Annotated in this window: 15 protein-coding genes and 4 pseudogenes; 6 read left to right on the top strand and 13 right to left on the bottom strand. The window is 69.8% G+C overall.

Annotation, left to right across the window (positions count from 1 at the left end; translation table 11 throughout):
• Positions 1–824 precede the first annotated feature (824 nt).
• From OG858_RS45440 to OG858_RS45425, 4 genes are read right to left on the bottom strand one after another with little or no spacing between them, the layout of a single operon-like run.
• Complete coding sequence (locus OG858_RS45440; RefSeq protein WP_086748753.1) at positions 825–1,121, bottom strand: hypothetical protein; 297 nt, start codon at positions 1,119–1,121, stop codon at positions 825–827.
• A 54-nt stretch (positions 1,122–1,175) separates the two neighbouring features.
• The gene (locus OG858_RS45435; RefSeq protein WP_086748754.1) at positions 1,176–2,405 is read right to left on the bottom strand and encodes an MFS transporter; all 1,230 of its coding nucleotides are present in this window, start codon (positions 2,403–2,405) and stop codon (positions 1,176–1,178) included.
• A 7-nt stretch (positions 2,406–2,412) separates the two neighbouring features.
• Positions 2,413–2,886, bottom strand: coding sequence for an ArsI/CadI family heavy metal resistance metalloenzyme (locus OG858_RS45430; RefSeq protein ID WP_086748755.1), 474 nt, complete (start codon positions 2,884–2,886; stop codon positions 2,413–2,415).
• Positions 2,887–2,914: 28 nt separating this feature from the next.
• Positions 2,915–4,297: an NAD(P)-binding domain-containing protein gene (locus OG858_RS45425; RefSeq protein ID WP_328543776.1), complete on the bottom strand. Its 1,383-nt coding sequence runs from the start codon at positions 4,295–4,297 to the stop codon at positions 2,915–2,917.
• A 1,207-nt stretch (positions 4,298–5,504) separates the two neighbouring features.
• On the opposite strand from OG858_RS45425, the gene OG858_RS45420 reads away from it, so the two are divergent.
• On the top strand, positions 5,505–5,882 hold the full coding sequence (locus tag OG858_RS45420) for an ArsR/SmtB family transcription factor (protein WP_086748757.1): 378 nt from the start codon (positions 5,505–5,507) through the stop codon (positions 5,880–5,882).
• A gap of 18 nt (positions 5,883–5,900) precedes the next feature.
• Here the strand turns inward: OG858_RS45420 and OG858_RS45415 are convergent, their stop codons facing one another.
• Together OG858_RS45415 and OG858_RS48595 are read right to left on the bottom strand one after the other, a co-directional pair.
• Positions 5,901–6,338, bottom strand: coding sequence for a hypothetical protein (locus OG858_RS45415; protein WP_328543777.1), 438 nt, complete (start codon positions 6,336–6,338; stop codon positions 5,901–5,903).
• A 47-nt stretch (positions 6,339–6,385) separates the two neighbouring features.
• Positions 6,386–6,544 (bottom strand): annotated as a pseudogene (locus tag OG858_RS48595) (IS701 family transposase); the annotation flags it as partial.
• A gap of 791 nt (positions 6,545–7,335) precedes the next feature.
• Between OG858_RS48595 and OG858_RS45405 the strand changes: the two are divergent.
• The 3 genes from OG858_RS45405 to OG858_RS45395 are packed head-to-tail and all read left to right on the top strand — an operon-like array spanning position 7,336 to position 10,470.
• The gene (locus OG858_RS45405) at positions 7,336–7,707 is read left to right on the top strand and encodes a DUF4333 domain-containing protein (RefSeq protein ID WP_086748759.1); all 372 of its coding nucleotides are present in this window, start codon (positions 7,336–7,338) and stop codon (positions 7,705–7,707) included.
• Between the two features lie 19 nt (positions 7,708–7,726).
• Entirely contained in the window at positions 7,727–8,410 is a 684-nt protein-coding gene (locus OG858_RS45400) for an ABC transporter ATP-binding protein (protein WP_086748760.1), read from the top strand.
• A 44-nt stretch (positions 8,411–8,454) separates the two neighbouring features.
• On the top strand, positions 8,455–10,470 hold the full coding sequence (locus OG858_RS45395; protein WP_086748761.1) for an FtsX-like permease family protein: 2,016 nt from the start codon (positions 8,455–8,457) through the stop codon (positions 10,468–10,470).
• Positions 10,471–10,645: 175 nt separating this feature from the next.
• Here OG858_RS45395 and OG858_RS45390 read toward each other — a convergent pair whose 3' ends face one another.
• Both OG858_RS45390 and OG858_RS45385 read right to left on the bottom strand, forming a co-directional pair.
• Positions 10,646–11,374, bottom strand: coding sequence for a DoxX family protein (locus OG858_RS45390; RefSeq protein WP_328545257.1), 729 nt, complete (start codon positions 11,372–11,374; stop codon positions 10,646–10,648).
• A complete protein-coding gene (locus tag OG858_RS45385) occupies positions 11,371–11,664 on the bottom strand; it encodes a hypothetical protein (RefSeq protein ID WP_256960453.1) in 294 nt (97 codons plus the stop codon). Before OG858_RS45385 ends, OG858_RS45390 begins: the two co-directional genes overlap by 4 nt.
• On the opposite strand from OG858_RS45385, the pseudogene OG858_RS45380 reads away from it, so the two are divergent.
• A pseudogene (locus OG858_RS45380) lies at positions 11,587–11,952 on the top strand (FAD-binding oxidoreductase); the annotation flags it as partial. The gene OG858_RS45385 and the pseudogene OG858_RS45380 sit on opposite strands and share 78 nt — an antisense overlap.
• Positions 11,953–12,051: 99 nt before the next feature.
• Here the strand turns inward: OG858_RS45380 and OG858_RS45375 are convergent.
• From OG858_RS45375 to OG858_RS45360, 4 genes and pseudogenes are all read right to left on the bottom strand, one after another.
• Positions 12,052–12,264: pseudogene (locus OG858_RS45375) on the bottom strand (DUF4436 family protein); the annotation flags it as partial.
• The gene (locus OG858_RS45370; protein WP_330346579.1) at positions 12,197–12,790 is read right to left on the bottom strand and encodes a serine hydrolase domain-containing protein; all 594 of its coding nucleotides are present in this window, start codon (positions 12,788–12,790) and stop codon (positions 12,197–12,199) included. The gene OG858_RS45370 and the pseudogene OG858_RS45375, both read right to left, overlap by 68 nt.
• Positions 12,791–13,357: 567 nt before the next feature.
• Positions 13,358–14,317 carry a 5'-nucleotidase gene (locus tag OG858_RS45365; protein ID WP_319069220.1) on the bottom strand — a complete coding sequence of 320 codons (960 nt, stop codon included), beginning with the start codon at positions 14,315–14,317 and terminating at the stop codon, positions 13,358–13,360.
• Positions 14,318–14,414: 97 nt separating this feature from the next.
• Positions 14,415–14,698, bottom strand: a pseudogene (locus OG858_RS45360) (transposase family protein); the annotation flags it as partial.
• Between the two features lie 489 nt (positions 14,699–15,187).
• Between OG858_RS45360 and OG858_RS45355 the strand changes: the two are divergent.
• Positions 15,188–15,373 carry a hypothetical protein gene (locus OG858_RS45355; protein WP_086748764.1) on the top strand — a complete coding sequence of 62 codons (186 nt, stop codon included), beginning with the start codon at positions 15,188–15,190 and terminating at the stop codon, positions 15,371–15,373.
• A gap of 429 nt (positions 15,374–15,802) precedes the next feature.
• Here the strand turns inward: OG858_RS45355 and OG858_RS45350 are convergent, their stop codons facing one another.
• A complete protein-coding gene (locus OG858_RS45350) occupies positions 15,803–16,564 on the bottom strand; it encodes a LamG domain-containing protein (protein ID WP_086748765.1) in 762 nt (253 codons plus the stop codon).
• Positions 16,565–16,626: the final 62 nt, after the last annotated feature.

Genomic DNA, 16,626 nt, shown 5'->3' with positions numbered 1-16,626 from the left:
CGGGCCCCGAGAACCCGACAGCACGCGAGGGCACCTCCACCGGCACAACCCTGCGCTCACGGCACAGCCCTCCAGCAGCGCGTGCAACCGCGTACACCTCCGGTCCGGTCGGGAGGCACCGTGCTGACGGGTCCTCCAGGGCCACGGTCCCTTTACGGCTGTGGCCTCGCGTGCTGCGGTGGTGGACGAGGCGGCCTCGGTGTCCGCGCTCGCGGGGCGGCAGGCCGGGCATCGACGATCGGAGTTCGGCCGACGAGTCCTCGGTGAAGCGCGGCGTGCTGCGGCGCCGACCGCCGGCAGGGCGACGATTCCCATCTGCACATAGCCGACGCCGGTGAAGGCATGAGTGATGTCGTCCGGAGCCAGGCTCAGGTACAGGCACCAGAGACCGACATGCGGCCACCTTCCGATCACAACCGCCGCCAGTGAGGCCAGGCCGACTCGTTGGACGGCGGCACCGGCCGACAGCGCGGCCCTGCCGAAGCGGCTGATGACGCGAGAGGCCAGAAGGGAGGCCGCGAAGAACAGCAAGGCCATCGGCAGGACCACCAGCCCCGTGCGGTGTGTCGGCGCGCAGGCCGTTCTGGACGGTGAGGGCGAAGACGAACATGGACGCGTCGAAGCCGATGCCGAAGGCGCACCCGGGCCCGTATCCACCACCATGGCGATCGTCTCGGTTGTGGGAGCTTGGTCTCAGATGTCGACCGGTGAGGCCCTTGCGCAGGAGGGACAGTGCGATCGCCGTCACCCTGGTCGTTGTCCGAACCGCCGGGCGCATGCCCGGTTGGCTGCGCTCCGGGTGGTCCGGCTGTCCCACGAGTTCGTCAGTTGCCGGCTGGCAATTCGCCGCTGAGCGTGCCGTGGAGGTGGGCGCTGGGTTCGTTCAGGCCGGTGATCTCGACTGCGCGCGTCGAGACCACCGGTCGGCGGCCGGTGGCGGCACGGGCCGGCTTCCGGGCCGCCCCCACCGCCTCGGCACCGCTGTTGCACTGCCACACCTGGTCGAGGTGGCCGGGCGCGAGAGCGGCCGGCCGCTCCGCGAGCAGGGCGGACGCGCCGAGACGGACGGGAGGGTGATGCTGGGTTCGCCCGACTCCTGTACGGCGGATGTCGCCTTCCATATCTGCGGCGGGTCGTCCCCGATGCGGTGCGTGCCGACGAGCCGGCAAGCAGGCTCAGGGGCAGTGTCGGCTGCGGTGGTTGGGTTCACTTCCCAGGGCGAGGAGGGCTGCTGAGGCGGAAGTCAGCGCGAGGGCGGTGAACAAGCCGGGGTATCCGCCGAGCGGTCCAGCGAGGGCGGCCCCTGCGAAGGGGGCGAGAGCAGAGGCGATGGTGGCGGGGGCGGCCAGAAGGCCGGACAGGCGCCCGTAGTGGGTGGTGCCCCAGCGGTCGGTGACGGCGGTGGCCTGGAGGAGGGTGAGGTTGCCTCGCACCATGCCGGCCGCGATCGCGACGCCCACGAGCAGAGGGAAGGGGCCGGTGACCATGGCGAACGCGGCGGTCGTAGCCCCGCCGAGCATGATCAGGGTGACGGTGCGGGTGGTGACGCCGGTGCGGCGGGCGAGGGTGGCGTACAGGGTGCGGCCTAGGGTCTGGCCCGCGCCGCCCAGGCCGAGGGCCCAGGCGGCGGCGGTGGGGCTGGCGCCGCGTGTGATCAGCAGGGGTACGAGGGCGATGACGACGGCGTACATGGCGAAGCTGTTCAAGGTCATCGCTGTGGCGAGCATCAGGAACGGTCGGCTGCGGGTCACCGAGCCACTGCGGGTGTCCCGTTGGGAGGGTGGCGCTGGGGCGGGTGGCCAAGGTCCTCGTAGGGCGAGGGCGTGGGCGGGGATGGTCACGAGGGCCAGGACCACCGCGAGTACGGCGTACGTGTTGCGCCAGCTCAGGTGCTCGGCGAGTACGGCGGTCAGGGGTGCGAAGACGGTGGAGGCCAGGCCGCCGGCGAGGGTGACGATGGTGAGGGCGCGGATGCGGTCCTCGCCCCACCAGCGGGTGAGGGCGGAGAAGGCGGGCTGGTAGAAGGTGGCGGCCATGGCCACACCGGCCAGGAGCCACGCGGCGGTGAAGGCGATCAGGTTGGGCGCGGAGGCGATGGCGAGCACGGCGAGGACGCCCAGGACGGAGCCGGTGGTCATCACGGCGCGAGGGCCTCGGCGGTCGAGGATGCGGCCGACGGGTATGCCGGTGACGGCGGACATCAGGAGCGCCCCCGAGAAGGCGGCGGTGGTGGCTGTGGACGACCAGCCGGTGGAGGCGGTGATCTGCGGATTGAGGACGGGGAAGGCGTAATAGACGATTCCCCAACTGGTGATCTGGGTGGCGCACAGGGCGGGCAGGGCGGCGCGGGGCCGTGACAGGACCCCCGTCCCGGTCACGGCCTCGCTGGTGTCGAGGTCGGTCATCGGCGGATCAGCAGCAGCCGCCCGCGGCGACCGGTTCCTTCACGCCGGCGCCCGTGCCGGGCTCGGCCGTGCCGGTGCAGCAGGTACTGCCCTGCTGTTTGGCGAGGGAGTCGGCGTCGGCCTTCACGACGTACACCTCCCAGGGTTCCTGGCCGGGGCCGTGGACCCAGACCTTGTCCTGAAGGGCGTAGCAGCAGGTGGTGTCGTTCTCCACATCGGTGGCCAGTCCGGCCTCGCCCAGGCGGGCGGTGGCGGCGTGGACCTCCTTGGTAGTCTCGACCTCCACCCCGAGGTGGTCCATGCGGGTCACCTCGTCGGCGCTGCCTTCGATGAGGACGAGCTTGAGCGGGGGCTCGGTGATGGCGAAGTTGGCGTAGCCGTCGCGGAGTTTGGCGGGCTCGGTGCCGAAGAGCTTCGTGTAGAAGGCGATGGACGCGCCGAGGTCGGGGACGCGGAGGGCGAGCTGTACGCGGGATGTCATGGCGAACCTCCTGGGGTGGGTGGGGTGTTCAGCAGCCGCCGGAGGTGATGGCCGGGGCGCCGATGCCGATCTGGAGGGTGGAGGGGGCGGCGCAGCAACCGCCGCCGGACTGCCCGGCGTTGTCCGGCTCGTCGAAGAGGCCCGCGCCGCCGCACACGCCGGTCTCCGGAAGGGTGAGTTCGACGCGGTCGGCGGCCTCCTGGTCTCCGGCGATCGCAGCGGAGATGGAGCGGACCTGCTCGTAGCCGGTCATCGCGAGGAACGTGGGTGCGCGACCGTAGGACTTCATGCCGACCAGGTAGACGCCCTGCTCGGGGTGGGACAGCTCGTTCACGCCGTGCGGGTAGACCGTGCCGCAGGAGTGCACGTTCGGGTCGATGAGCGGCGCCAGGGCGGTCGGGGCCTGGAGGCGTTCGTCGAGGCCGAGGCGGAGTTCGGAGAGAAACGACAGGTCGGGGCGGAGGCCGGTGAGGACGATGACCTCGTCGACCGGGTCGAGACGGCGGCCGTCCTCCGCGACCAGGACGAGCTGGTCACCGTCTCGTTCGACTGCCTCGGTGCGGAAGCCCGTGGCGGCGGACGCGTGGCCGGCCTCGACGGCTGCCTTGGCCCGCAGGCCCAGTGCGCCTCGGGCGGGCAGTTCGTCGGCCTCGCCGCCGCCGTAGGTGTTGGCGCCGATGCCACGGCGCAGGATCCATACGGCGTGCGTGCCGCCTCCCTCCTCCTTCGCCAGGTCGGCGAGGAGGGCGAGGGCGGTGAAGGCGGAGGCGCCGGAGCCGACGACGGCGGTCCGCTTGCCCGCGTAACGGGCGCGCACGGCAGGGTCGTCGAGGTCGGGGACGCGGTAGGTGATGCGGTCGGCGGCCGTCTTCTCGCCGAGGGCGGGCAGGCCGTCCGCGCCCATCGGGCTCGGGACGGACCAGGTGCCGGAGGCGTCGATGACGGCGCGGGCGGCGATCCGCTCCTCGCGCCCGGCGGCGGACCGGAGATGCACGGTGAAGGGCTGCTCGTCGCGGCCGGAGTCGACCACGCGGTCCCGGCCGGCGCGGGCGACGCCGGTCACCGTGGCGCCGTACCGGACCTTGTCGCCGAGGACATCGGCGAGGGGCCGGAGGTAGCGCTCGGCCCAGTCGCCACCGGTCGGGTAGGCGGAGACGTCGGGGCGGACCCACCCGGTCGGGGCGAGCAGCTTCTCGGCGGCCGGGTCGACGACCTCGCCCCAGGCCGAGAACAGGCGAACGTGGGACCACTCGCGAACGGCGCTGCCCGCCGCCGGGCCGGCCTCCAGAACCAGGGGTTCGATGCCGCGCTCGACGAGGTGGGCGGCAGCGGCCAGACCGATCGGGCCGGCGCCGATGACCACGACGGGCAGCTGGTCGACGGTGAGCGCGCTGTCAATGAACTCAGCCACTGAGATCCCCTTTGTTTCGATGTTCGTCGATCTCTTGCACCGCCCAGCATGGCACCTGTATCGATAAGCGTCAACATAGACATCCATCGAATTCGGCGTCGGCGTGGAACACGTAGACGCAGCGGCGATCGGGGGCGGCCAGTCCGGACCGGCCGCAGCACATGCCCTGGGCCGACAGGGGCTTCAGCCGGTGGCCCTGGAGGCGTCCGACCGGCCGACCGGATCATGGCCGCACCACCACCACAGCCTCCCCCTCTCCTCTCCCGCCGCATACAGCCCGCTGCCCGGCACACCCTTCGGCGGGGACCCGGACCGTTGTCCGCACCGGGACGAGGTCACCGCCCACCTGCTGCGGTACGCCGACCAGCTGGATGCCGAAATCCGTACGGTGGCACGCCTCAGGGATGTCCGGGGCGCCGCCGGCGGCTCCTTCACGCTCCTACCGAAGGGGCGGGGCGAGCTGTCCGTGCGGGGCGCGGTGGCGGCCTCGGGTGCGTTCGGCCATCCGCACCGGCCAGCGCCGCGAGGGCTGGAGGACTTCGCCGGCGCCGTGCTGCACGCGGCCGACTACCGGGCACCGGAGCCTTGCGCCGGGCAGCGCGTGCGTCGGCGCCGGCAACTCCGCGGTGCAGATCGCCGCCGAGCCGGCCGCGCACGCCCGGGTCACCCGCGCCACGCGGCATCCGGTGCGCTTCACTGCTCAGCGCACGTTGGGCCAGGATCTGCACTGGCTGCTGAAGCGAACCGGGGCCGACACCCTGCCCCTGGGGCGGCTCTTGCGCGTACCCCCGACCCAGTTGGTCATCGACGACGGCCACCACCGGGCTGCCCTCACCTCCGGCGCTCCGGACCGACGTCCGGTGTTCACGGCGATCGGCGACGCCAAAGCCACTTGGGTCGACGGCGGCAGCGAGGAGGTCGCCACGATCCTGCCGGCCACCGATCACCGCCCCGACCTCGGCTACCTGACCCCGCTCGCCGCCCTCGACGAACACGGCCACCCACTCCACCGGGAGGGCGGTATCGGCCACCCATCCCGGCCTCGCCCACGTGGGGCTGGAGTGGCAGCGCAGCCTGTCCTCGAACTCCCTGCGGGGTCGGCAGGGACGCGAGCCGGATCACATGACGTCTGGCGGCGCACGTGCGCCGAGGCTGATGCGACCGCGAACCCTGGCCACCCTGGTTCGACGTATGTCAACATAGACGTATGTCGAACATCAAGGTGCTGCCGCTGCTGGAGCCCGAGGTTGCCGAGGGTGCCGTGCCGTGCTGCCCGCCGCTCACCGAGCGGCCTCTGACGGCCGAGGAGGCAGAGCGGACCGCCGCGATGTTCAAGGCGCTCGGCGACCCGGTCCGGCTGCGGCTGTTCTCGCTGGTCGCCTCGCACGAGGGCGGCGAGGCGTGCGTGTGCGACATCTCCGACGTGGGCGTCTCGCAGCCAACGGTCTCGCATCACCTGAAGAAGCTCAGGGAGGCCGGACTGCTCACGTCGGAGCGGCGCGGCACCTGGGTCTATTACCGGGTGGAGCCGTCGGTGGTGGCCGCAATGGGGCAGATGCTGACCGCAGCTGCCCCTACGGCCTGACCGTTCCCAGCTCGGGGATCAGGCCGTCGCGGCGTTCTCGTTCCACACTCTGCCGAACTCCGCGGCTTCTTCCGTCAGCGTGCCGGGCCCGTGGACGCGGATCATCGTGGTGTCCCACGGGCGCCGGCCGCTGCGGCTCGGCGTCAGCACGACTCCGACCGGGACAAGCCCATCGGGTCGGCCGATGCGTTCGGCGACCTCGTGATGGCGGAGCTGCATGTAGCTACCGAAGATCGCCTGGATCTGTTCGTCGACGCGGGCGGCGCAGGCGTACACAGTCTGGCGGGTGGCGCAGGCGTGCAGAGTCTGGCGGGTGGCGCAGGCGTGCAGAGTCTGGCGGGTGGCGCAGGCGTCGAGTTGCCGCCGGAAGCACCATCTCGCGCTTTCCTCGGGGACTTGCGTGACGTCGTCCAGCGGCTCCAGCAGCAGTTGTCCCCTCTTTCCGGACTCCAACATGAAGTTGGTCGAGCTTTCCGGACTCCAACATGAAGTTGGTCGAGATCGAAGCCGGTGTCGTCGATGACGACCACCCCGCCGTTCTCACCGAGGCGCTCGGCGCCGTAGGACTGGCGGTCGTCGCGGACGTCGTCGGCCTCCCCGGTCGCCCCATTCAGCAATCGCTGCAGACCGTCGGGGGTGCGATGCCCGGCGAACTCGGCGAGTCCAGCGGTCACCGCTCGCAAGGACAACGCGGACGGTGTTGGCGCCCTTGGCCGCGGGCGGGATGCTGCTCCTGACGTCGTTCGTGCCGACAAGATCGGCGTTCGGGTGACCGGTACTGCGCAGACGGTTCCACAGCACCGCCCGCCGGCAGCCGGGCGAGCCGGTGATCGAGCCACCCGGCGGCATGATGCGTACAGGGGAAGCTACGGGGGGCGGCAGCGACCGCGGGCGCGAGGGTCACGCCGAGACGAGTAAAAGAAAAATGAGAAGAAATGGGCGGAACGGTAGGTGCTGGGGGCTGCGCATGCCTGTCCCTTCCTGTGCGAGCCGGGAGCGCTTTGAGAGGTGTGGTTCGGTGAACAGCTGCCGCGCCGCCGTGCAGCTGCCCACGCCGTCAGCGCGCCTTGTTCGTGCCCACCACTGGTCAGGTACGCGGAGGTGAGGCAGTGCAGACGCCAGGACGAGGCGAAGTGGGCGTGTTGTTCCCGAACCCGAAGAGGCACCCAGCGTGTGGGGCTTTTTGTAGGCAGTGTTCTGCCGGGTCTGCGCGGTATTTGGTGTCAGCAGCGGGGTGATGCGTGTGCCGGTCAGTGCGGCGACGGTGATGCCGCCGACCGGAAACGGTCTTCGATGCGATCACGGTAGGCCGGACCCCGGCAGCGGGATCGGCCGAACGGCCGAGGGACCCGGCGGGTCCGGCCCGCGATCCTGACCGTTCGGCCGAGGCACGCGCCCGGGCCTGCGGGCGAGGGTGGAGCTGCATCCTCACCACGGACATCAGGAGTACGCGATGCAGCGCAACAAGTTCCTCGTCGGCGTCGGCGGCGGCGTGACCGCAGTGGCCGCGTTGGGCGGACTCGGCACATATCTGCTCGCCGGCACGGAGTCGACCAGCCGTCTGGACGAGTACAGCACGGCATCGGTGGACGGTCACAAGGCGCTCGCGGCGAACATCGTCGCGGGCCGCACCGAGAGCAAGTACCACCCGCTGCCCTGGGTCGGCGACAAGCTCTCCGACGTCACCTGCCCGACCGGCCTCAAGGCCGTGACCGGAGCCACCCTCACCTGCACCGGCAAGAACAGCGACGGCGCGACCGTCAAGATCCCCGTCCGTGTGACCCAGGCCGACGCCAAGAGCGTCACCTGGAAGTTCGAGCGCTGAGAAGGAACCACAACACACCATGAGCACTGTTCTGGCCGGACACGGCCTCGTCAAGAAGTACGGCTCCACCACCGCCCTGGCCGGCGTGGACGTCGAGGTCAGGGAGCGCGACTCGCTGGCGATCATGGGGCCGTCGGGGTCGGGGAAGTCGACCCTGCTGCACGCCCTCGCCGGGATCATCCGGCCCGACGGCGGCCAGGTGCTGCTGCGCGGCGAGCGTATCGACAACCTGGGCGAGAACCGGCTCAGCGCACTGCGCCGCAAGCGGTTCGGCTTCGTGTTCCAGTTCGGCCAGTTGCTGCCGGAGCTGCCCGCCGAGGAGAACGTGGCGCTGTCACTGATGCTGGAGGGCGTCCCACGCAAGGCAGCCGTCGAGCGCGCCCGCCGCTGGTTCGCGCCGCTGGGCTTGGAGGGGTTGGAGCACCGTCGCCCCGGACAGCTCTCCGGCGGGCAGGCTCAGCGGGTCGCCATCGCCCGCGCGCTGGTCGTCGAACCGGACGTCGTCTTCGCCGACGAGCCCACCGGCGCCCTGGACCAGCGCACCAGCACGGAGGTCGTCCAGCTCCTGACGTCGACGACCCGGAACCTGGGCGCCGCCCTGGTGATGGTCACCCACGACGCCGACGTCGCCGCCCACTGCGACCGGATCCTCCAGGTCCGGGACGGCCGCATCAGCGGCCACAGCCAGTTCACCGTCGCCTGAGACGCCCCGTGTCGCTCGCGCCCGAAGATCTTCGGAGTCCCCTGATGCGTTCCCCCGTCCTGCCCTTGACCTGGCATCTCGCCAGGTCCTCCGGCCGTCGCGGCCTGCAGTCCCAGCTGCTCGCTGCCGGGGCCGCCGCCGTCGGCTCGTTCCTCCTGCTGGTGATGATCGCCGCAGCCTTGGGCGCCGGCGCCCGCGCCGACCACACCACGTGGCGCACCCCCGACGCCGTACCGGCCGAGCGGGCGACGGCCGTCCAGGCCACGACCACGACGTACGTACGCCATGAACCGGTCACCGTCGTGAACCTGGCCCAGCTGCCCGGCCGCGAGGCGACGCCCGCGCCGCCCGGCCTGACCGGCTTCCCGAAGCAGGACGAGGTGTACGTCTCGCCCGCCCTGGCCGAGCTGTTGCACAAGCTCCCCTCCAGCCAACTCGCCGACCGCTTCCCGAAGACGAAGTCCTACGGCACGATCGGCGCCGCCGGTCTCGCCTCCCCCGACGAGCTGGTCGCGGTGGTCGGACGGGCGCCCGGCGACCCGGCCGTCTCCAAGACTGCCGGGGAGCAGAGCTACTACGACGAGGGGATGAGTGAGCGCGCACCGGTCTCCGGGTTCGCCGGGACCAAGGCGAGCGTGTTCACCGGCTCCGACCAGGGGACCGTGCTGCTGGGTGTGGTGCTTCTGGTTGTTCCGGTCGTCGTGCTGGCCTCGGCCGCGGGGCGGCTGGGCGCGGCCCGGCGCGAGCAGCGGCTCGCCGCACTGCGGCTGGCAGGGGCGACTCCACGACAGATCCTCGCCATGACCGCCGTCGAGGCGGCGGGAGTCGGTTCGGCCGGTGCCCTGGCGGGCGCGCTCGCCTACACAGCACTGTTGCCTGCGCTCGCCCAGCTACCGTACGGCGTGGGCGCCTGGTACACCGGTCAGCTGTGGGTGGGACTGCCGTGGCTCGCGGCGGTGGTGCTGGGCATCACCGCGCTGATCACCGTCAGCGCGGTGACCACGCTGCGCCAGGTGGCCACCTCGCCTCTGGGCGTGGCCCAGCAGGCCAACCCGCGCCGCACCCGCGTGATCCGCCTGGTGCTGTTCGTCGCGGTCCTGGGCTACATCTGGGCGACCACGGGCGACGGCGGCCAGCTCAAGCCCCGGCAGTTGATCGCCATGCTGGTGCTCTTCTACGGCGCGTTCTGGCTGCTGGGTCCCTGGGTCGTGGACCGGCTGGGCCGGATCGTGGGCCGCCGCGCCATCCGCCCGGCCACGCTTTTGGCCGGGCGCCGGCTCAGCGACGATCCGCGCGGGGCCTGGCGGACCGTCAGCGGCCTGGTACTCGCGGGCTTCGTGGCCGGGTTCTTCTCCGTCAGCACGCTCAATTTTGAGGGGCCGGGCCACGAGGGACAGGTGGCCGTGATCACCGCGAACGCTGCCGATGCCCGACACGCCGCCGCCGAGGCCCGTACGGTGCTGCACCGGGTGGGCGTCACGGCGACCGTCTCCGGCGTGAGGGAGGACGACTACGACAGCCTGCTGAGCGGTGCCACCGGCGTGATCGCCCAGGTCTCCGGCGGGCAGGAGGACATAGACACTGCTGTCACCGCTCTGACGCCCGTGGGGTCGGGCAGGTATCCGTTCACGCAGGAGTACGTCTCCGCGCCGGACGACACGGTCATCGCCCGCGTTGCCACCGTCAGCGCCGCCACCCTGATGCTGAGCTTCCTTGTCGCAGCCGCCTCCGCCGGCCTCACGGCGGCCGCGAACGTCCTCGACCGGCGCCGGGTGTACGGTCTGCTGCGGCTGGCCGGCACCCCGCTGAAGGTGCTGGACCGGGCCCGGGTCCGGGAGACCGTCATCCCGTTGGCCGTCCTGGCCGGTGGCACCACCGCGATGGGTGTCTTCGGCGCCATGCAGCTCAACAAGGCGGCCGGCACCACGATCGACACCTCCGGTGCCGTGCAACTGGTGCTCTGCGTGGGCGCTGGCGCGCTCGCCATGTTCGCCGCGATCGCCGGCAGCAGGCCGCTGCTGCGGACGGTGACGGCGGGCCCGGTACAGACGGCGGACTGACCGTACCGACGGTCGCACGCCCCGTCATGTTTTCCGTGATCCTCCAAGAGGGCTTGCTGGCCTCCGGGCCCGGCATGACAGGCCAACACCACTCTCCACACTTATTTGATCAAGACCGGGACAAGCCCACTCGTGAATGCGCGAGACCCTTTGCTCCCTGTCAATCGGAATCGGCTCATGCCGACGTCCGGAGCGCGGCGAGCGCCAGTACGAGCCCGAGGACCGTCAGGTCCAGAACGACCATGACAGCGGGATCGTGCACCCGCAAGCGGTTGACGGTCGCGCCGACCATCAACGCAGCCAAACCCGCGGACGCTGTCGCGCCGAGCACCGGTATGGCCAGACCGACGAGTACTCCCACTCCGCCCGCGGTTTCGAGTGCGCCGACCGCCTGCCACAGGCGCGGCGGGAGGTGGAAGTGGTCACGGATCGCCAGTGACTGTGGAACGCCCAGCACCTTCACCCCTCCGGTCACGACGAAGAGAAGACCGAGCAGGACCGACAGGACGGTTGTCGCACTCACGGACACGCTCCGGTGAAAGGGCAGAGAAGAGAAAGATCTGCATGTTATCCCGGCCTCGGTGATCGCCCTCCGGCCGAGTAGGAAGGACTCCGTCAGGTCTGTCTTGATCTTGGTGTCGTGCGTGTTCTGGCACGCAGGGGCTGGTGGCAGGTTGTGCAGATGCCGGTCCAGCACCTCAGGATGTTTCTGGAGGGTGCCGAGGATCTGGTACAGGGTGAGGCGGGTACGGGCACTTTTGGACAGGTCGCCGGACAAGAGCAACGAGAGGTCGCTCTCGACCACTACGACCGCACCCGGGCCCACCATCGCCTGGAGATCAGATGGCTGAAGACCGCAGCCTTCGCCCACCTCGACAACGCCGATGCCCGCCAGGCCCTTCAAGTCGTGCGCTGGAGGAAGGACTTCACGAGCGGCAAGCTCACCGTCGAGCGCGTCTGCCTGATCACCAGCCTGCCGCCCGGCGCGGTTACCGGCACCCGGCTCGCCGACTGGACCAGAGGGCACCGGAAGATCGAAACCTGCTGCACCACGTCCGCGACCGCACGTTCCGCGAGGACGACTCCAAAATCCGTGTCGGTCGTCTCCCGCGCATCGTGGCCGGCCCGCGCAACCTCGCCATCGGCGTCCACCGCCAGGACGGCCACACCAACATCGCCGCCGAGACCCGCCACACCATCGACACCTACCACCCCAGGAGGCTCACCCTCAGGGTCACGGAGGTCATCACGGAGACCGCCACCACGAGAACCTTCCGGCTGCGCCGACCCGATGGAGCGCACCTGCCGCCCTTCCTGGCCGGCCAGTACGTGAGCGTGTTCGCGGACGGCACCAACCGCCCCTACGCCCTCTCCTCCAGCCCCGCCCGCCTGGGCCACTGGGACCTGACGATCCGCCGGGTCCCCGGTGGCCGCATCAGCAACCACCTCATCGACACCCTGACGCCTGGCGGCACCCTCACCACGACCGGGCCAGGAGAATCCCTTGGACCCGTCTCAGGTCCTGGCGTGCCTCCATACGCGCCCGACCGTGGGCGTGGGCGGCCCAGTGCGGCGGAGCCACTACGTGGGCGGCGCGTCCTGCCGGAGGGACTTGTTGACACCGGTGATGACCACGGTGATCAGGCAGAGGGCGATGATGGTCTCGGCCCACAGGAAGGCGAACCAGTCCAGCACACAGCCGATCGGGGGTGTGCCGGGGGCGGTGTTACGGAACGCGGCGAGGGCGAACAGGGTGGCGGCCATCCAGGCGAGGCCGGGCCAGACCAGGCCCTCGCCGAATGAAGGAGCCGTCCTTCTCGTCGTACGACTTCGCCTTGCCGGGTACGTCCACTGCCTTGGAGTAGGAGAAGGCCTCACCTGGCGGATCCTGTGACTGTGAGGCGAGGATGGCCGCGATCGCTTCCTCCTGGCCGGCCGGATCCATCAGCTCCATGCCTTTGGCCTCCAGCAGATCCTGGTAGTCGGGAATGCCGCTCGTGTGGCGCATCAGGTCGCCCAGTGTGACCTCGCGCGCCCACGCCTGAGAGTTGTCGAGGTAGTCGGACAGGGGTTCGTTCAGCGCGAGTTGGCGCCGCCCGGCCAGCAACAGGACCGCGTCTGCGGCGAATCGCTCGGAGTTGGAAGCCATCTCGAACATCGACTTCGAGGTGGGGGCGCGCCCCGTCGTCAGATCGGCTCTCCCTCTCCCCGCCTCCCAGACAACGCTTCTCCGTACGCCGACGACTGCCGCACAGCCCGGGCTCCGACTCACGGACACCACCTGCCTTCGCCACCTGGAACGAGATCGGCTCGGTGTCATCTCGAACTTCGGAGGGTTGAGGTCGTCAAGTCCGCCGCGGGTGCGCTGCCGGCGTGCCGTGATGCGGCGCCGGCCGACACCGGGCCGAGTTGCCAAAAGGATCACAACGCCCTGGCAGCCGACGCCCCGATAGGGAAGCTGCGCTCTGCCATGTGATCCCGTTCCCTCCCGACAGCCACGGGACCTCCCGGGCGACGCCGAGGCGGTGTTGGCGGAACACACGCCATCCACGCTACCGGGTGGCCCGAGGACCGAAATGCGGACGACGTGGCAACAACGAAGCGCGCCGCCTGCCTCGGGCATACGGCTGGTGGGCCGCCAGCGGTCTCATCCACGATCTCGGCCCCGGCCTTGCCTCTTCCCCCTGCAAGCGGCAGGCCCCACCGAGGGGGCACGTCGCCACGCGTCGGTCATCTGTCGACCCCTGCGGCCGTGGCATGGCCAACGGATCGAGGCGGCCGCCTGCACGGGGTGAACGGCAGGTCCACCCTCATCGCGGACGCACCAGTGCGAGCCGGCCTTGCCGTCGTGGGCGTTTCGCGGCTCGGACTCGGTCCGGGGCGAGGCTCATTGCTGCGCTTGCCCGGGCGTCGGGAGGGCCGGTTCGTTTATCTTCCCGAAGGGGACGTGCACGCTGGGCGTGCTGCGGGCGGTGCCGGTCAGATGGCCGACCTGGTCATCGAAGAAGATGTGCGGCTTGAGTACCTCCATGATCGTGCTCTTGCCTATGCCGCCGAGGAAGAAGGCGTCGTTGACGGTTACACCCCAGTTCTTCAGGCTGCGCACCGGGCGTTCGTGAGCGGGTGCGTCGCGGGCGGTGACGAGGGAGACGTGGACGCGAATCTTGTACTCGGCGTCTACTGCCCGTTGTTCTTCTTCACGCCGCTGGAGCCGGTTGACGCCGGCCAGGAAGTCCCGCAGGGGCCCCGGGTCGTGGGGGGTGGCGGCGTTCGCCGCCTCGTGGAAACGGAACCTCTCGATGCCGTCGGCCTGATAGACCTGTTCCGAGGCGTCGTCGGCGATGACCCCGTCGAAGTCGAAGGCGATCCGCAGATCCTGGTCATCGCCCTCGTCTGCCACGGCCGGGCCGAGCACCCGGCCGGCGGGCAGCCCGAGTGCGACGGCCTCGCGGACGTCGTCCTCGTTCGCGGACAGGAACAGGGACATGTTCAGGGCGGGCATGAAGCGGTAGGGCGAGCGGCCCTGCATGAAGATGGCCCGGCTGATCGGCAGACCGTGGGACTGGATGGACCGCATGACCCGCAGCCCGGTGTCGGGATCGTTGCGGGAAAGGATGATGACCTCGACCAAAGGGTCCCCGGGTGAGAGGTCGTTCAGGGACAGCAGCCTGCGGATGAAGGGGAAGGCGACACCCTTGTCCAGCGTGTCGTCCAGGTGCTCCTCCTGGTACGCGCGGTAGACCTCCTCTCCCTGATCACGGAAGACGGCATCCGCCTCCGCCAGGTCGAACAGTGCGCTGGAGGCGATACCGACAACCAGGCGGTCCTTGAGTTCGTAGGCGGCCACGGCATCCTCCCGCCACGAATTTCGCGCATGTGCCCCAATCATGACACATCGCCGCAGCCCTTCCGCAGCTCAAGTTGCCATCGAGCTTTATCCCTCCTCGGCTTGAGCTGGCCCGATGGAGGGTGAGGGACGGCTTGGGCGAGGCTGGTGATTCGGGTCGTCGAGCAGCGGAGCCCTGCGGAGGATCCGCCAGGGCTCTAGGGTGGCGATGGCCTGTTCGGCGAGGGCCCGGACCTTTGCGTGGGATCGGTTGACGGCCCGCTGACCGGCGGAGAGGCGGTCCCACCGGCCGGGGTAGGTGAGGCGGACCGTGCCTCCTGGGCCCTGGTAGCCCTTGTCCGCCCAGCAGGTGATGCCGGCCTCGGTGAGAGCGTCGATGATGGGTGAGGGTGAGCAGGGTCTGCCGGCCCGCGCTCAGGCGCAGCCATCGGGTGCCGAGAACACGACGGTGTTCCCTCAGGCGGGCAGTGAGGAAGCACAGGGCAGAGCTGGACACGTCGACGCCGGACGGGCAGACAAGCACAGGAAGCCTCGATGGAGACAGTTCCCTTGGTCGAAAGCCCATCTACCAGAGGCTTCATCCGTCCGTCAGGCCAACTGCCCATCCGACAGACGAGATTGGCAACGGCTCACTGTACGGCCGGCCGCTGCCCCGCCCCGGCCGGTGAACCTACGTATTCGATTACGTAGTTCTACTGGCGCCTCGGGAAGGCAGCGTTGGGAGACTCCCCCCATGAGCTTCCTGACGGAGCCGTGGTGTCACGCCGGGGAGCTTGCTGCCTCCCTACTGGGCAACCGTCGCCGGCTGTCCAACGGGGAGCGAACGCTGTCTGGTCAATAGAGCCCGGCTGAACATTGGAGAGTCCTCCGTTGGTTTCCAAGATTCGTGTCCTTCTGGGCATGCTCGTGCTCCTCGCACTGGCCCTCGGCGCCATCGCCCTGCTCGCGGCCATGAAAGCCGATGCCACCTGGTTCACGATCGTTCCTCTCGGCATCCTCGTTATCGGCGCGTCCGTCGTCCAGTCGCTCGGATGGTTCAACAAAAAAAGCCGGTGACCGGCCTGGCGGTTCGCAGGGCACACACTTCTCCTACGGCGCCCTGCTCGCGGGGCAACGGCAGGGTCCGTCCGCCCGGCTCATCCGGGTGCCGTCGAGCAGCCAGTCTGCAACCTTCCTGCTCAGCTGATCGCGGCCATGGCTGACCGCCGCCGGTCATGTCGGACGGCAGTCCCTGGGAGGGCGAGGCAGGCGGGAGGTGTGCCGGGACGACGAACGGGAACATCAGCGCGTCTCCGCCCGCTGTTCGCGCATTCTGATGTTTCTGTCGGACACTGAGCCGTCTCCAACCTCATCTATCGGATGGGCAGTTGGCCTGACGGACGGATGAAGCCCCCAGGTAGATGGGTTCTCGACCACTCGGGCAAGCACAAGAAGCACGGCGGCTCACGACCCCAGCAGCTGCGAAGTACGCCGTCGCCCACAGGCTCACGGGACGTCGCTGCCGGCCACCGCCTCGGGCTCGTCGGACAGTGCCTCCAAGAGCGCGGCCGGCCGCCGCACCACAAGGTGCTGAACCTCGTACGACATCTCCTTGACGTGAGGATCCGGTGGCGGGTGATAACGGCCCGCGCACACCGACAGGTTGACGATGAGGTAGGCGTGCCAGGAACGTCCCACACCTCGGCGGTCGGCGAACACCCGGCTGCCGTTCACCCACCAGATCACGGACCTCGGACCGAACTCGACGCGCAGGTCGACCCACGCGCCCGGACGGACAGCGGGGTCGCGGTAGTAGAGGTTGCCGCCACGGACGTGGTTGGTCAGCTCCAGAAGGTCGGCGTTGTCGGGGTGGTACTCGAAGACATCGATCTCCTGGTCGCCGTCCCGCCAGGTCCAGATGGCCGGCCACGCCCCGGCCTCGTACGGCAATCTGACCCGTGCCTCGAGCACGTCCCCCGCGCGGACTGTGAAGGCCTCCTCGCTCCCCTCTGTGGTGAGCAGGCCCGTGTCCCACCGGCCGTCCTTGCGGAGGGTGGCACGGAAGGTGCCCGAGCGGCTGTACGCGGGGTCCGCCGTCAGGTAATCCAGTTTGTTGTCGCCAGGGTTGACCGGTCCGCCGTTTGGATACGCCCACGAACGCCCTGCCACCCATTGACGGGTAGACGCGAAGTCCGCTGTGAAGACGACCTCAGGCCCAGACGAAATCTCCTCTGCCGACGGTGTTCCGTCGCATGCAGGATTCTCCATGCACGGATGCTGCTCCACAGATGACTTCGCCATGCAAATGCTGATGAATCCATGGAAAAGAC

Origin of the sequence: Streptomyces europaeiscabiei (assembly GCF_036346855.1) — a bacterium.
GTDB lineage: Bacteria > Actinomycetota > Actinomycetes > Streptomycetales > Streptomycetaceae > Streptomyces > Streptomyces europaeiscabiei.
The sequence above is the reverse complement of the archived record's forward strand: the minus strand, read 5'-3'. Positions and strand labels throughout refer to the sequence as shown.

What these genes read in the sequence shown, in the direction of transcription:
- OG858_RS45440 (WP_086748753.1), bottom strand. Translation starts at nt 1,121, where the DNA reads ATGGAAGGCGACATCCGCCGTACAGGAGTCGGGCGAACCCAGCATCAC.
- OG858_RS45435 (WP_086748754.1), bottom strand. Translation starts at nt 2,405, where the DNA reads ATGACCGACCTCGACACCAGCGAGGCCGTGACCGGGACGGGGGTCCTG.
- OG858_RS45430 (WP_086748755.1), bottom strand. Translation starts at nt 2,886, where the DNA reads ATGACATCCCGCGTACAGCTCGCCCTCCGCGTCCCCGACCTCGGCGCG.
- OG858_RS45420 (WP_086748757.1), top strand. Translation starts at nt 5,505, where the DNA reads ATGTCGAACATCAAGGTGCTGCCGCTGCTGGAGCCCGAGGTTGCCGAG.
- OG858_RS45415 (WP_328543777.1), bottom strand. Translation starts at nt 6,338, where the DNA reads ATGTTGGAGTCCGGAAAGAGGGGACAACTGCTGCTGGAGCCGCTGGAC.
- OG858_RS45405 (WP_086748759.1), top strand. Translation starts at nt 7,336, where the DNA reads ATGCAGCGCAACAAGTTCCTCGTCGGCGTCGGCGGCGGCGTGACCGCA.
- OG858_RS45400 (WP_086748760.1), top strand. Translation starts at nt 7,727, where the DNA reads ATGAGCACTGTTCTGGCCGGACACGGCCTCGTCAAGAAGTACGGCTCC.
- OG858_RS45395 (WP_086748761.1), top strand. Translation starts at nt 8,455, where the DNA reads ATGCGTTCCCCCGTCCTGCCCTTGACCTGGCATCTCGCCAGGTCCTCC.
- OG858_RS45370 (WP_330346579.1), bottom strand. Translation starts at nt 12,790, where the DNA reads ATGACACCGAGCCGATCTCGTTCCAGGTGGCGAAGGCAGGTGGTGTCC.
- OG858_RS45350 (WP_086748765.1), bottom strand. Translation starts at nt 16,564, where the DNA reads ATGGAGAATCCTGCATGCGACGGAACACCGTCGGCAGAGGAGATTTCG.